Annotated in this window: 13 protein-coding genes; 5 read left to right on the top strand and 8 right to left on the bottom strand. The window is 47.0% G+C overall.

What is annotated here, in order from left to right:
- Positions 1–43: 43 nt before the first annotated feature.
- The 5 genes from SY83_RS16995 to SY83_RS16975 form a co-directional block, all read right to left on the bottom strand.
- A complete protein-coding gene (locus SY83_RS16995) occupies positions 44–934 on the bottom strand; it encodes a LysR family transcriptional regulator (protein ID WP_068608663.1) in 891 nt (296 codons plus the stop codon).
- A gap of 42 nt (positions 935–976) precedes the next feature.
- A complete protein-coding gene (gene fsa / locus SY83_RS16990; protein WP_068608661.1) occupies positions 977–1,639 on the bottom strand; it encodes a fructose-6-phosphate aldolase in 663 nt (220 codons plus the stop codon).
- 15 nt (positions 1,640–1,654) lie between these two features.
- The gene (gene tkt / locus SY83_RS16985; protein ID WP_068608659.1) at positions 1,655–3,664 is read right to left on the bottom strand and encodes a transketolase; all 2,010 of its coding nucleotides are present in this window, start codon (positions 3,662–3,664) and stop codon (positions 1,655–1,657) included.
- 168 nt (positions 3,665–3,832) lie between these two features.
- On the bottom strand, positions 3,833–5,218 hold the full coding sequence (locus SY83_RS16980; RefSeq protein ID WP_068608657.1) for a peptidase G2 autoproteolytic cleavage domain-containing protein: 1,386 nt from the start codon (positions 5,216–5,218) through the stop codon (positions 3,833–3,835).
- 100 nt (positions 5,219–5,318) lie between these two features.
- On the bottom strand, positions 5,319–5,705 hold the full coding sequence (locus SY83_RS16975; RefSeq protein ID WP_068608655.1) for a VOC family protein: 387 nt from the start codon (positions 5,703–5,705) through the stop codon (positions 5,319–5,321).
- 154 nt (positions 5,706–5,859) lie between these two features.
- On the opposite strand from SY83_RS16975, the gene SY83_RS16970 reads away from it, so the two are divergent.
- A complete protein-coding gene (locus SY83_RS16970) occupies positions 5,860–9,117 on the top strand; it encodes a DEAD/DEAH box helicase (protein WP_068608653.1) in 3,258 nt (1,085 codons plus the stop codon).
- Between the two features lie 20 nt (positions 9,118–9,137).
- Entirely contained in the window at positions 9,138–9,818 is a 681-nt protein-coding gene (locus tag SY83_RS16965; protein WP_068608651.1) for a DUF421 domain-containing protein, read from the top strand.
- 8 nt (positions 9,819–9,826) lie between these two features.
- On the opposite strand, the gene SY83_RS16960 is transcribed toward SY83_RS16965, so the two are convergent.
- Together SY83_RS16960 and SY83_RS16955 are read right to left on the bottom strand one after the other, a co-directional pair.
- Positions 9,827–11,044, bottom strand: a complete 1,218-nt coding sequence (locus tag SY83_RS16960; RefSeq protein WP_068608649.1) for a hypothetical protein — start codon at positions 11,042–11,044, stop codon at positions 9,827–9,829.
- A 243-nt stretch (positions 11,045–11,287) separates the two neighbouring features.
- Entirely contained in the window at positions 11,288–12,106 is an 819-nt protein-coding gene (locus SY83_RS16955; RefSeq protein ID WP_068608647.1) for an MBL fold metallo-hydrolase, read from the bottom strand.
- Between the two features lie 109 nt (positions 12,107–12,215).
- Here SY83_RS16955 and SY83_RS16950 point away from each other — a divergent pair, with 109 nt between their 5' ends.
- From SY83_RS16950 to SY83_RS16940, 3 genes are read left to right on the top strand one after another with little or no spacing between them, the layout of a single operon-like run.
- On the top strand, positions 12,216–13,187 hold the full coding sequence (locus tag SY83_RS16950; RefSeq protein ID WP_068608645.1) for an ABC transporter ATP-binding protein: 972 nt from the start codon (positions 12,216–12,218) through the stop codon (positions 13,185–13,187).
- Positions 13,184–13,990: an ABC transporter permease gene (locus SY83_RS16945; protein WP_068608643.1), complete on the top strand. Its 807-nt coding sequence runs from the start codon at positions 13,184–13,186 to the stop codon at positions 13,988–13,990. The genes SY83_RS16950 and SY83_RS16945 overlap by 4 nt, the downstream gene beginning before the upstream one ends.
- 3 nt (positions 13,991–13,993) lie before the next feature.
- On the top strand, positions 13,994–14,776 hold the full coding sequence (locus SY83_RS16940; protein ID WP_197479882.1) for an ABC transporter permease: 783 nt from the start codon (positions 13,994–13,996) through the stop codon (positions 14,774–14,776).
- A 47-nt stretch (positions 14,777–14,823) separates the two neighbouring features.
- Here SY83_RS16940 and SY83_RS16935 read toward each other — a convergent pair whose 3' ends face one another.
- Positions 14,824–15,423 (bottom strand): biotin transporter BioY, encoded by a 600-nt coding sequence (locus SY83_RS16935; RefSeq protein WP_068608641.1) that lies wholly within the window; start codon positions 15,421–15,423, stop codon positions 14,824–14,826.
- Positions 15,424–15,466 lie beyond the last annotated feature (43 nt).

Here is a 15,466-nt window from a genome sequence, read left to right as displayed (position 1 = left end):
AAAAAGCCTCCCGTCAGGGAAGCTCGTTACGTGTGGAGAACGGTCAGGTAAGGTGGCGGGAAATCAGCTCGATATACTTGCTTGCACTGCTTGAGATCGGCATATTGCGTATCGTCATAATGCCTACTTGCGACGGCGGCAACTCTACGTCTAACTGAATTTCAAAGAGAGAACCCGCCTCCAGTTCCTTCGTGATAAATTCCCTCGTAACGTAGGAAATGCCAAGTCCTCTGCGGGCAAACTCTATGAGCAGATCCACGCTGCCTACCTCAATCTCCGGTTTCAGCGAATGGCCGAAGCTTAGAAATAACTCTGTTATGGCCATTCGCGCCCTGCTGTTGCGGGAAAACAGAATGACCGGATATTGCATTAACATCTCCAACGTGAGCACACTGTCCTTAAGCTCGGCATAGCGCTCACCCGCCACAAAGCAATCCTTCAGCTGAATACTTTCTCTCACTTCCAGCTGGGCATCCACAATCGGCATGCGCACAACGCCTAAATCAATCTTGCCTTCCTTCAGAAACGTAATAATCTCAGGCGTAGTTCCATGATTGAGATGCAGTCGGACGCCGGGATATTGCTGATGAAAGTCTTCCAGATAAGGAAGCATGTAATGCTTAAACAGGGAGTCACTGCCGCCGATCCGTAATTCGCCGCTATCGAGATTTTTCAGCGCGGCCATTTTCTCTTCCGCAAGTGAGATTAGAATCTGAGACTGTTCAATATATGAATACAAGATGGCGCCCTCTTGTGTGAGCGAAACGCCTTTGGAATTTCGATAAAACAAGGTAAGACCAAAGCTGTCTTCCAGCTGTTTGACGGCATGGCTGACGCTGGGTTGGGTTAGAAATAAAGACTTGGCGGCTTGAGTCAAACTGCCTGTTTTGGCGGCCCAATAGAAAACCTTGTACAACTCATAATTATTATTCATTCATCTAGTGTACAACTACTAACAAATAACAATCAATCTCTATTAGACGGTCTTTTTCCAATCGGCAGCAAACTTCTCCATGCCTTGGTCGGTTAACGGATGCTTGGAAATTTGTTCAATGACTGAGAAAGGAATGGTCGCGATATGCGCGCCCGCCATAGCTACACGCGTCACGTGGTCCGGATGACGAACCGATGCGGCAATGATCTGCGCACTCAAGTTATGGGTGCGGAATACTTCAGCCACTCTGGTAATTAATTGGACGCCGTCCTCCGAAATATCATCCAAGCGGCCAAGAAACGGCGAAACATACGTAGCGCCCGCTCGGGCGGCCAGCAGCGCTTGATTAACAGTAAAGATTAACGTTACGTTCGTTTTCACGCCTTTTTGGGTCAGGTAGCGGCAGGCCTCCAGTCCTTCCAGCGTCATCGGAAGCTTAATTGTGATGTTCTTATCATAATCGTTAATCTTAATTAGTTCATCGGCTTGCGCAATCATCTCTTCAGCCGTTAGAGCATCAGGCGTTACTTCCGCGGAAACAGATTCAACCTCGGGCACTTCACGCAAAATTTCAGCGATTCGATCCTCGAATTTGACGCCTTCCTTGGCCACCAACGAAGGATTCGTAGTCACGCCGGAAAGCACGCCGATTTTGTAGGCTTTTTTGATATCTTCCACATTGGCCGTATCGATAAAAAATTTCATAGTTATTACCTCCGTTTATAGGTTAGATGATTTCTTCAGCATTGCTTTCGTCAGACGTACCACGTTTTCCGTTGAGAATCCAAAGTGTTCCATAACCTGCGGCCCCGGACCTGAAGCCCCGAACGTATCGATGGACAACACTTTCCCTATCGGCCCGGCATAACGTTCCCATCCGAGCCCGATGCCGGCTTCTATCGTTACCCTGTTACCGACGCGATCAGGAAGCACGCTTTGTTTGTACGCCTCGGTTTGACGGTCGAACAACTCTCGGCAAGGCATCGCGACAACACGCACCGATATACCATCCCGTTCAAGCTCAATCTTCGCATTCACCGCAAGAGATACTTCCGACCCTGTGGCGATGAGGATTACATCCGGCTCAGGGTTCGTTTCCGTAAGAATATACGCTCCTTTCATCACTCCTGCCACATTAGCCTTGGTTGTTTCATACACCGGAAGATTCTGTCTGCTCAGAATAAGAGCAACAGGTCCCTCCTGTTGTTGCAGGGCGTACGCCCAGGCGCTTGCTGTTTCATTGGCGTCCGTCGGTCTGATGACGGTTAGACCCGGGATTGTGCGCAATGCTGCCAGATGCTCGACAGGCTCATGCGTAGGACCATCTTCCCCCACAGCAATGGAGTCATGGGTGAAGACATAAATGACAGGCAGCTGTTGCAATGCCGCCAGTCGGATCGACGGGCGCAAATAGTCGCTGAAAACGAAGAATGTGCTGACGAATGGTTTAACGCCCCCATGTAACGCCATACCGTTCCCTGCCGCTCCCATCGCATGCTCTCGGACACCGAAATAAATATTACGTCCCGCGTAGGATTCTATAGCGAAAGATTGTTCGCCCTTAATGTTTGTCATCGTCGAATGCGACAAGTCCGCGCTGCCACCGAAGATTGACGGAACGATTCCAACGTAATGATTAATGGACTCACCGCTCGCGACACGGGTCGAAACGGATTTGGACGTGTCAAATGTCAGAATATCCGCTGTTTCCAACGACACAGATCCGTCAATCACTTGCGCGAGTTCTTTACCTTGTGACGGATACTGAGCTGAGTAAGCGGCCATAAGTTGATTCCATTCATCTTCTTTGCCCGCGCCTTTAAGCTTTAACTGCTCATAATGAGCTTTGACCTCTTCCGGAACGGTGAACTCTTCTTCATGATGCCAACCATAGACGGCCTTAGTCGCCTTCGCCTCTTCCAGACCAAGCGGGTTACCGTGCACCTTATTCGTTCCCGCCGCCTTGCTGCCGTAACCGATAATCGTTCGAACCTCGATCAGCGTAGGTTGTGAATGATTCTGCCGGGCAGACGCAATCGCTTCGGCAATGCCGGGAAGATCATTGCCGTCTTCAACCCGGATATACTCCCAATTCGCGGATTCGGCTCTTTTTTGAATATGCTCACCAAAGGAAAGATGCAGCTCACCGTCCAAGGAGATCTCATTGGAATCATACAAGACGATTAACTTGCCCAACTTCATATGACCAGCCATCGACATGGCCTCGTAGGAAATACCTTCCATCAGACAGCCGTCTCCCACAAGCGCATAAGTGTAATGATCCACCACGGGAAACTTGTCTTTGTTGAACTTGGCGCCAAGATGAGCTTCGGCCATAGCCATCCCGACGGCCATCGCTAACCCTTGCCCCAGCGGCCCGGTTGTGGCGTCCACACCATCGGTATGACCGTATTCGGGATGACCCGGCGTCTTGCTGTTCAGCTTGCGGAACTGCTTCAAATCATCCAGCGTTACTTGATAGCCGGACAAGTGCAAGAGGCTGTAAAGCAGTGCAGATCCATGACCCGCGGAGAGAACAAACCGGTCACGGTTAAACCACCCGGCGTGAGCAGGATTATGATTTAAAAACTGGGACCAGAGCGTGTAAGCCATTGGAGCCGCTCCCATCGGAAGCCCCGGGTGACCGGAATTCGCGCTGTTAATGGAATCAATCGATAACGTCCTGATCGTATCAATCGCTAGTTGTTCAATGGTTTGTGTTGTAGGCATGTTCAAGTCCTCTCTCTGTTTTAGTTATTAACTCCACTATAATACGAATGTCTTCCATACAAGTAATCAATAGAATTCACATTAGATATAGACCACATCTATGACCTAAGTCAAAACAAAACCGTGCATCTTTCAACGCACGGTCTTTAGATAGACTAATTAAGTAGTTCAGGAGTATGTTCTGCCTACCAGTATGAGAATCTGATGAGGCAAAGTCCGTTTAAGAACAAGGAAACCTTGATCTGAGGCTGTAGCAACGCCCAGATGATTGGGAATGCATAGCCCGCCAGGCTGAGAAGTTCCGTCATCACGCACAAGAAGCTTTCCAATCATCCCGACAGCAACCCATTCCGGTCTTTGGCTCCGAGGAATATAGTCCAGCGAAGCATCCCAATCCGGGTTAAGCACGGGCTGACGAAGCGTTCGCTCAGGTACAACGGAATTACAGGCTTCATCCATAATGGCAGGCACTTTTACCGTCTCATATTGGATTCTGCCCCATTCATCTGTCATGAATTTGTGATGCCACCTTAATGCCGCGCTGTCCGAAAGGAATGCGGGTTTGGCGCTGGTCACACCAATGACAAACCGATCAGACTCGGTCGCGGTCCGAACCTTATCTTGTTCGAGAGCCACAAAGTACCCCGGTTCAAGCGGCAGCCCGTCCAGCGTCTCGAACATTTCGGCGTAATCCGCCGCGGGACTGCTAACCGTTCCGTCGATTTTCACGTCACCGTTGCTCAGTATTTTGGCGGCAAGTCCCGGTGTTACATCACTGGTTCCGTTCGCGAGATACCAGGAATATTCCAGTTCATTCGCCGCGCCGAATCTGCCCATGATGTGCGCGCCTTCCAAACCGTTCGCAGATGTCCCTTGCCCCTCCGTGTGCGATAACAACGCATTCGCTACCGTATTCACTCCCTCGGCATGGGAAGCGATCTCCGTTGCCGTGGTCAAGGCGCCTTCGGCATGGGCGGCCAACCCGCTAGCCGTCGTCTGGTTGCCTTGCGCGTGGGACAAATCGCCCGATGCCACAGTGCGTTGACCTTCCGCGTGAGCAAAGAGGCCCGATGCCAGGTTTAAGCTGCCTTCCGCATGCGAAGCCCTTCCGCTGGCCGTATTCTGCTCACCCTCGGCGTGAGAACCCTGCCCGGAGGCGAGGGATTCAAACCCTTCCGCATGCGAATTTACTCCGCTGGCGATGGTAAATTCCCCTTCCGCATGGGCATTGATCGCCAAGGCGGATGTCCCTTGCCCTTCCGCATGGGCGTAAAGCCCGCTTGCCACGGAGCCTCCGCCTTCCGCATGCGAGGCGGGACCCGATGCTTGCGTCAGATACCCCTCCGCATGTGAGCCTACATTGGTCGCTGAGGTGCTGAAGCCTTCCGCATGCGAATACAAACCCGTCGCTAGGGAGCCTCCTCCTTCCACATGAGCGGCATCACCCGTCGCTAGCGTCAAATAGCCTTCCGCATGCGAAGCGGTGCCTGCGGCCGTTGTGTTAAGCCCCTCCGCATGCGAGCATCCCCCCAAAGCCTGCGCGTTACACGCCATCTCGAACAACCCCTTTTCATAAGGTTAACCAGCAACAATCGACACTGGAATGTGCTTATGTATTCTATGAAAAGGGTTCTCCCTATGATTGGATGCTATCTCATTTAGATTCATAGGGCGCATCAAATTCGAGAATATTGTGATCCGGGTCCAGAACATAAATTTGGGTAAATCCAGCAATGCTTTGCGGTCTGGCCTCAAAAGGTATTCCCGCCTGCTCTAACCAGGCAACTGTATCTTTGTAACTGCTGACCCAGAAAGCGCAATGACCGTCTACCGTGTCGATCGCACCAAATCGCAGTGTTTCTCCGTTGGCATGTTCCAGCAAATGAAGTTGCTGATTCCCGATGGCGTACCAGATTCCTCTGGAATTAAACGCCGGACGCTGAATTTCCCGAAGCCCCAGGAGCTCACTATAGAAAACTCGCGCCTTTTCCAGATCCCTGACCGCTAAGCTTACGTGATGTATTTTTTCAAAATGAATCATGTGCCTCATCCTCTCCCACAACTATCTTATCTACTATTAAAAACTAAACCATGTCATGTGTAAATGCGTCGTTTTTGATGTGCAACAGAGTCTGTTATGATAGGAGGATCAGTATAAACGGTTCATGAGTCATTTGTTAAAGGAAGGATCAGTTATGAGCTATACTCTTAGGCTAAAAGATATCCAAAATCATTGCGGACAAATTGCATATCGCACGGGCACGGCACTATTTCGATCTGGAAAAGTAACCATCCAACATTTAGATTTAGATCCTCTGGAATGTCAAGGCTCTGTCCAAAGCAGCGGCAACTTTGAGCAGGTGTCCGTTCACGTCAACCATCAAAATGAACTTGTGGCTTCTTGCAGTTGCCCTACCTTGTCATCCTTCGACAAATATTGCTCGCATATTGCGGGTGTGCTTCTGTCGATTTACTTTCAGCAACAAGACAACATGACAAATCCATCTTCCAAAGCCAAGAAGGATGCTCCTGCCTATGAATCGGAATTATCCAATGAAGTGCTCAAGCTGTTCACGGGCCGTTCCGCTGGGTCTTTGGCTACCCGTTCTATGTTTGATACTCGGGAGAAGCTTCAAGTGGAATTCAGCTGTAAACCGATTGGTATCGGATCAGGTCCTGTCATGATGTGTATCGCTTTAAAAATAGGAACACAACGTTTATATGCCGTGCCGGATATCAGGGATTATTTAAGTCAACTTAGCCTGCAAAAAACGATTCTAATCTCAAAATCTTTCACTTATGATCCGGAGATGCACAGTATGGATGCCACGGATGAGGCGGCCATTCAGCTGTTGATTCAGATTTGCCGAAGTGAAACGGTTCACCGCCGGTCCTCGGAAACCTTACGTACTCATGAGAAGAAGGATTCTTTACGCTGGCTTCCCGTCCCACCGCCACTTTGGGATAGAGTTCATACATTACTGTTACGTGCGCCACATGTGAGGTTGGAGCATGAGGGACGAAATACCGACGGTATTTCCATTTCCGCTGATCCCCTTCCTTTGCAATTTAACATAGCCCAGACCGATGATGGAGTTTATCGATTAAATGTGTCAGGAATGGAACGGATCACTGTTATGGAATCTTATGCTTTGGTCGTTACCGACGGTAAGCTATGGCGGTTAGGAGATGAGTCTGTTTCCCGTCTAACAGCTTTCAAGCAAATGCTGAATCGCTCGGGACAACAACATGTGGTCATTCCTCATGAACAGATGGAGCCGTTTATCGATAAGGTCGTTCCCGGATTAATGAAGCTAGGGAATGTATTGATTGAAGAGAGCGTATCGCGAAGATTGGAACGGAACCAGTTGCAAGCCAAATTGTATCTGGATCGGGTGAAGGATCGGCTTCTTGCCGGTTTAGAGTTTCATTACGGAGATATTCTGATTAATCCCATGGAAGAGACCAATCGTTCCAACCATCCTGAACGCATACTTCTACGCGACGGGGAGACGGAACAACTTATTATGGAAATGATTGAAGGAGCGGCATTCACCCGGACAGAAAGCGGCTTCTTTATGACAGATGAGGATGCCGAGTATCACTTTCTGTATCATACCGTTCCCAAGCTCAGTCCATATGTGCAGGTCTATGCTACATCCGCTGTTAAGGCAAAGCTGTTCAAATCCCATATCATACCCAAAATACATCTTACTTTTGACGAGAGAACCGATTGGTTGGAATTTAAATTTCAGATGAACGGAATTCCGGAAGAAGACATTCGTACGCTCATTACGGCTTTAAAGGAGAAACGCAAATATCATCGCTTGGCTAACGGAAGTCTGCTCTCTCTGGAAGATGCAAGCTTTCAACGGATTATGGATTTCATGAACAAAGTGGATATCAACCCCGCGGATTTGGAGAGCAACCGCATTCAGATTCCTTTGACTCGCGGACTCCCTTCCATTAATCAGCAGGACCTGGGACCCTCCATTTCCCTAAGCAAGCCCTTGCGGAGATTACTGGAACATTTAAGAAACCCCGATCATCTGGATCATCCGTTGCCTGAGAATCTTACCCATGTGCTGAGGGATTATCAAAGCTACGGTTTTCAATGGTTGAAGACACTTGCCAGGTACGGATTCGGCGGCATTCTGGCGGATGACATGGGACTGGGTAAATCGTTGATGAGCATCGCCTATATCCAGTCCGTACTGCAGGAAATCCGTGACCTGCAACGGCCCGTCCTCATCGTCTGCCCCTCTTCTCTGCTTTACAATTGGCTTAACGAATTCAACAAGTTTGCTCCGCAGATTAAAGTCCTTATTGCCCTGGGGAGTAAGTTGGAAAGACATCGGCAGCTACAAGAATTGTCCCGGGTGGATGTGATTGTGACGTCCTATCCTCTGTTACGTAGAGATGTGAATTCGTATGTGAATATCAATTTTCATACCCTGTTTTTGGACGAGGCGCAATATTTCAAGAACCACTTCACGCAGACAGCTCAATCCGTGAAGAAGCTTAAGGCCCGTCACCGGTTTGCTCTGACAGGAACACCCGTGGAAAACCGCTTGGAAGATCTCTGGTCTATTTACAATATCGTGTTTCCCGGCTTACTTCCCGACCGGCAATCATTCCGTGAATTAACTCAAGAGCAAGTGATCAGACAAGTACGTCCTTTCATGCTTCGCCGGTTGAAATCCGAAGTGTTGCAGGAATTACCGGACAAGATTGAAACGACTCAAGCATCCGAGTTGCTGCCTGAACAGAAGAAATTATATATCGCTTATTTGGCGAAACTGAAGCAAGAAACGGTAAAACATCTGAATGACGAAGGCTTTAAAAAAAATCGGATCAAGATTTTGGCTGGGATTACGCGGCTCAGACAGCTTTGCTGTCACCCCTCTTTATTTGTGGAAGGGTATACCGGCAGCTCCGCCAAGTTTGAACAATGGGCCGCCTTGATGGAGGATTGCCGAAACGCCGAGAAACGGGTCCTCGTATTCTCACAATTCACACAGATGCTGACTCTGATGCGCCGTCAGTTAAGTGAGCAAGGCATTTCTCATTTCTACCTGGATGGTGAGACCCCTGCGGCCACACGCATGCGCTATTGTGAACTATTCAATGAGGGCGAGCGCGATGTTTTTCTTGTTTCGCTTAAGGCAGGCGGTACCGGACTGAATTTGACGGGTGCGGACACCGTCATTCTATACGATCTCTGGTGGAATCCCGCTGTTGAACAACAAGCGACGGACCGCGCGCACCGCATGGGACAGCAGAAGGTTGTTCATGTTATTCGCTTGCTTGCTCAAGGCACAATAGAAGATAAGATGTATGAGCTACAACAACGGAAGAAGTCACTCATGGAAACGATTGTGGATTCCGGTCGGAACACGAACACAGATATGACGCTGACAGAAGAGGATATTCGGGAAATGATGCTAATTTAAGCCGCGAAGAGGTGTTTAGAATGGATTATACTTATATAACCCTTAAATTGGTTACCGGGTTTGCGGGCTTATGGCTTACGACAAGGATTTTGGGAAAGAAGGAAATTTCACAGCTGACGCCTTTCGATTTCATCTCTTCTTTATTGCTTAGTGAACTTGTAGGAAATACAATATACGACAAGGAAATCCATTTCTCCCATTTGCTTTATGCGATCGCTTTTTGGGGTTTGCTCAGTTATGCGCTGGAAATCCTAACGTTTAGGGTGAAGCGATTGCGAAAACCGTTGGACGGTAGCCCGGACATCATTATTGAGGACGGCCGAATTAATCTTAAGCAAATGCATCATAACAAAATGGATTTTGAACAACTGCAAATGCTGCTTCGTCAGAAGGATATATTTTCGATTCGTGAGGTGGCATATGCGGTATTGGAGACGAACGGAAATTTAAGTGTGCTGAAAAAGTCGTTCTATGATGGCGTAACCCGCTCAGACTTAAATTTGCCTGAGCAGGAAACCCATATCGCTTACAGTCTCATCGAGGACGGTGAGATCAATAAAGAAGAACTTGCGAAGATCGGCAAAACGAAAGAATGGTTACTGCAGGAATTAAGCAGTCTCGGTTACTCCGCTCCTTCATCCATCCCCTATGCCGAATGGAAACAAGGCGAAGGCTTATATGTCATCAAGCCGGTTGACTAGCTTGAAATTTATTCTTCCTCTGCGCTTGGAATAACAACGAACACTTTGTTGATCGGCTGCTTTACTTTATTGGAGACTTCATCCAGCTTTTTGGAAATATCTTCGAAATAGGCTTTAATTTTTTTGCATTTGATTCCTCTTGGCATTGTATCCCAAGGTTCTTTGCTTACTTTCTCATAAGATTCGAGCACACTTCGGAAGCGAATAATCCAATAATCAACGATTTTATCGTTAATTCCTCTGAATTTACCGCTATTCAATAGGACCTCCGGCGAGGAAGGATCATTCGCCTTAAAGCGATACAATTGAGCCCAAACTACGATCTCCAGCGCCATCTGATATTGATCGCGTATAAATTGGACATCCGGTATTTCTTCCCAGGCAAAAACACGGACGAATTCCTTTAATTCCTTCTTGCTCATGCGCGGATTAGAACGGATAAAGGCGATTGTGTTCGACTTCTGCATATGTAAAGCCGTACGGTTCCTGCTCGCGTAGGATTGCGCCGCTTTCAACAGGGCGACATTCGGAGTGTCCGTGGTTTTCAATGCGGTCGTCTTTACTTTATCCGCAAGAGATTTCCAATTTTTAATCGTACTTTTCACTTTGGCCGCTGCTTGATCCGGCGCTTTACTGATCAGATCCGTTACCGATTTCGTAAACATGGCATACTGTTCGCTTGTGAATTGTTTAGGATTACGGACGTGATCCTGGATAATCGTGCGGATGATTTCTTTACCTTCCTTCTCGGACCTTCCCATCCCGATGATTTGAGCGCCATAATCTGTCTTGGGAATTCGGTCATAAACCGCTTGCATGGCCAAGGACTTGGCGCAGATGACACTTGTCACTTCTTTAATTAATGGCGTTAACACATGCCCTAATATACCGACTTCCCACAAATACACGGACAGTAAGTCAAAGATGACGTCTTCCACGGTGACGTTCTTCCCCTGCTCCAGTACTTCAATGCGCTTGTCCTGTACTTGCTCAACCGCTAATAATGAGGCATCCACGATGATTTGCAGCCTTTCTAATTGAATTTGAAAGGCCTGCTCCACATACGCTACCGCTAATTCTGTATCCTTGGGAGTAACGGTTCCTTCCAATTCTGCAGGCGGTGAAATCTTCGATTGCTGTTGCACCGGCTTTATCGGTGTTAATGCTCTTGGATTCACAGCTTCTTGGTTCACGATCAGTACATCTTTCTCAAACAAATGATTCACTGCGGTTCCCCCTGTTCTTCGACACTGCTTAGATTATACATATATATCCAAGAGGTCTCTTCAACCTGAGGAACTAATCTTGTTCACGGGTGTGCACATTATTTTGTCGATAGTCATTATGGTTGTCACTGGTTTATGACATTTCATTAATGACATTAATGATTCAAATTCAACGTAATGACTGCATAATTTAAAATAAGGTTTTTGTATTCATCTATTTTACAAGTTCTTTGTACCTAGATACTAAAGACCTAGATCTCTTTGGACAATACGCACATTATCCTTATGATTATCTTCCATGGTTGAGGAAGGGAAAGGATGCTCTTCTTGCAATGCCTTTAATCGTACTTCATCGCCCGATGATACAGCTTCGCGCAGACGCTCAATATAGCTCAAGGAAACTCCAACCCTTCTTTCCATCTCGGGTCGTTCCGTCGTGTACTTTCCATGTCCCGGAATTAATAATTGAATTTCATATTGATTTAGAATTCGTCGAGCTTTATGTAACGTTTCTTCGTAGGCAATAGTGCTATCGTATATGAACGGCAATTCAAAATCAGACAGATAATCGCCTGCAATGAGAATTCCCAATGACTCGACTACCGTAAACAAACCGTCTTCCGTATGGCCGGGCGCTTTATAAAATGTCAGCTGCTCCTCTCCGATCCGGAACTTCTGTCCGTCCTCATGAATGACAATGTCGAGCTCAGGAAACGCAATTTCATAATTTCGTTTAATGTAATAGGTATCATCGAATTCTTGAATTAAGTTTAGTTTATGTTCCTTTCTGGGATGGTGATGCAACAATAGGCTACCGATCGTGATCGCACCCGGAAAGGCACGGTATCCGATAATATGATCATAATCGCCGTGCGTAAACAGTAAGTAAATGGGCTTGTTTCCCCTGACCTTCTCCACGTGTTGTTGTATTAGATGAATTTCATGAGGCAGCCAGGTCGGATCTACAATCAATATGCCTACCTCTAACTCAACCACCGTAGACGTTGTCTGGAATAGCGAGCTTTGGAACAGGGTAACACGATTGTTTACTAAGGAAATCATACATGGATCCCTTCTCTCTCTTGAATTAAATAATAGTTGACCTCACTTTATACCAAATGGTAATATCTTCTTCCTGCTCATATTTCTGGTTAAAGGAGGAATTCGGTTCATGATCCACGTAAATGGCTTGTCCAAAACATACAAAGTCGCCAAACGTTCATCGGGTTTCATGGAAGCGGCAAAAGCTCTGATTCATCGGGAGTATACAACGGTTCAGGCGCTGGATCAAGTTTCATTCGATATTGAACCCGGTGAAATCGTGGGTTATATCGGTCCCAACGGCGCAGGTAAGTCAACGACGATCAAGATGCTAAGCGGAATTCTCGTACCCGACGAAGGAACCTGTTCCATCCTGGGTTATACCCCCTGGCGGGACCGTGTTCGCTATGTGAGCAGAATCGGCGTCGTATTCGGACAACGCTCCCAATTATGGTGGGACGTTCCGGTATTGGATTCATTTGAACTGTTAAGGGACATCTACAGCATTCCATCGGAGGAGTACAAACGTAATCTTTCCTTACTAACCGAAACACTGAATTTAGCGGAACTGCTTCAAACACCGGTAAGGCAATTGAGTTTGGGTCAACGGATGCGATGCGAAATTGCCGCGTCTCTGCTCCATTCTCCACAAGTTCTTTTCCTGGATGAACCTACCATTGGATTAGATGCCGTATCCAAAATTGCGGTCAGGCAGTTTATCCAAACCATCAACCAAGAGAAAGGCATTACCGTCATCCTTACAACGCATGATATGAATGACATTGAAGCCTTGGCGCACCGTATCATCCTGATCGGCAAGGGACGTCTCTTGTATGACGGCAATCTTCAATCCCTACGCCAGTCATACAGCCCCGCTAAGACTATTACAGTCGATCACCAGGAATGCAACATAACGTTACAAATTCCATCTGCTACGTCCATTACTTCCTCATCCCGGCGCACGGTTCTACAAGTACCTACACAACACGTTTCCGATGTACTCAGCAAGCTTTCGGATCAACTTGAAATTACGGATATTTCTATTGACGGGCAGCCTGTTGAAGAGCTCATTCTTCAGTTGTATAAGGAATATCAATTATGAGCAGGGCCTACTTCTCCGTATTCAAACTTAGTTTACTGAATGGTATGCAATATCGCGTAGCTGCGCTTGCGGGCGTGTCAACCCAATTTTTCTGGGGTTTTATGATTATTATGATTTTCGAAGCCTTTTACAACAGCAGTGTACAAGGTCAACCGATCGAGCTTTCACAGATGATTACCTATGTATGGCTTCAACAGGCTTTTCTATCGTTTATTATGCTCTGGTTCAGAGATCAGGAATTGTTTGGGCTCATCACCACCGGCAACATTGCGTATGAGTTATGCAGACCTGCCGAAATCTATGGTTTATGGTATGCCAAACTATTGGCACAACGGTTAGCAAGCGCTATTCTTCGCAGTCTTCCCATTCTTATTGTAGCTTCCGTTTTACCTGATCCCTATAGATTGAATTGGCCGGCGGACATTCCTACAGTTCTTCTCTTTATCATCAGTTTAAGCCTTGGCTTACTCCTGGTGGTTTCCATCTCCATGCTCATCTATATTTCCGTATTCATAACACTTTCCCCGACGGGGTCTTTACTTCTGTTTGGCGTGTTGGGAGAATTCTTGGCCGGGATGATTATTCCTGTTCCCCTCATGCCGGGCTGGCTCCAGGATATTGTAAAGATATTTCCTTTTCACTATACCGCGGACTTTCCGTTTCGAGTGTATACAGGTCATATCCCACAGGATGAGGCTGTCAAAGGGCTCGGATTCCAGTTCGTTTGGCTAATCGGACTTGTAATTACGGGTAAGTTCACGATGAGCAGATCGCTTCGTCATGTTGTTGTTCAAGGAGGTTAAACGGTGAGTCTGTATTTCAAATATTTGCTTATCTTATTTAAATCACAGATGCAATACCGAACTTCATTCTGGCTGCTCTCTTTCGGTCAATTTTTCATCCCGTTTACGGTGTTCGCGGGTGTATACTTGATGTTTGAGCGTTTCGGAGAAATTAAAGGATGGAGTTTCTTTGAGGTGGCTCTCTGTTTCAGCATCATTCACATGGCTTTCGCCATCAGTGAGTGTTTCGCCAGAGGTTTTGATGCGTTTTCCGGGTTGATCATAAGCGGAGAATTCGATCGACTGCTTGTCCGACCGCGAAGTACGGTGTTACAAGTGATGGGTTCGAAGTTTGAATTCACGCGGATCGGGAGACTTATTCAAAGCTTATTGGTTCTGGTTTGGGCAATCAGTCAGCTTACCCTGGAGTGGACTTTGTTAAAAGGTTTCGTATTGTTCATGATGATTGCCAGCGGAACTATAATATTTACAGGCATATACATCCTTGCCGCAACGCTATGCTTTTGGACCATTCAAGGAATTGAAGTGGCTAATATCTTCACAGACGGCGGCCGTGAAATGGCGCAATATCCGCTGAACATTTACCACAAGTGGGTTGCTAGATTTTTCACGTACGTCATCCCGTTTGGTTGTGTAAATTATGTACCTTTACTGTTTATTCTGGGCAAAATATCGAATCATACCATTTGGCATGTGATCTCTCCTTTGGCGGGATTCTTATTCCTGCTACCCTGCCTGCTCGTTTGGCGATTCGGTGTGCGTCATTATGTCTCTACTGGTTCATAATATAAATAACCAGGTGCACTTCACACCTGGTTATTTATATGAATCTTTTATTTCGTGACAGCTTGCTTCACGCCATAGTAGCTCGTTCCTGTTAAACGTGTTTGTGGGAATAGCTGTCTAACGGTTATGGTAATGATCGTAGCCGCTACAGCCTTAATGGCATCGCCAAGAATAAATGGATAGAAACCGCCAGCTAGAGCTTTCTCCATTGGCAAAGCCGCCGCATATGCCAACCAAGGCACACCTGTAACATACAAAAGCAAAGATCCAAAGCATTCCATAATTAAAAATACCAGTATGTATCCCTTCCAGTCATTACTTCGCACTTTGCTCACTAACCAGCCAATGATTAGTGCGGCAACCGGCCACATCACCACATACCCGCCAGTAGGGCCGAGAAGTTTATCAATTCCTCCATCACCTTTAAGTAACGGAAAACCTAGTGCAACTAAGACAACAACCATCATTAAACTGAAGAATCCGTAACGAGCCCCTAATAATCCTCCGGCCAGCATGACTGCCAGCGTTTGTAACGTAATCGGCACAGGTGTAAATCCTAGTGGAATACTAACAAAACCGAACACGACAACCAGCGCTGCAAATAACGCGCTGTAAGCCAATCCTCTCAACGTAAAACTTCTAGACAATTGAAAACATCCCCTTCCTGTGATACATTTAATTTAGTTTATT

The organism is Paenibacillus swuensis, assembly GCF_001644605.1.
In the GTDB taxonomy this organism is placed as follows: Bacteria; Bacillota; Bacilli; order Paenibacillales; family DY6; genus Paenibacillus_N; species Paenibacillus_N swuensis.
The sequence above is the reverse complement of the archived record's forward strand: the minus strand, read 5'-3'. Positions and strand labels throughout refer to the sequence as shown.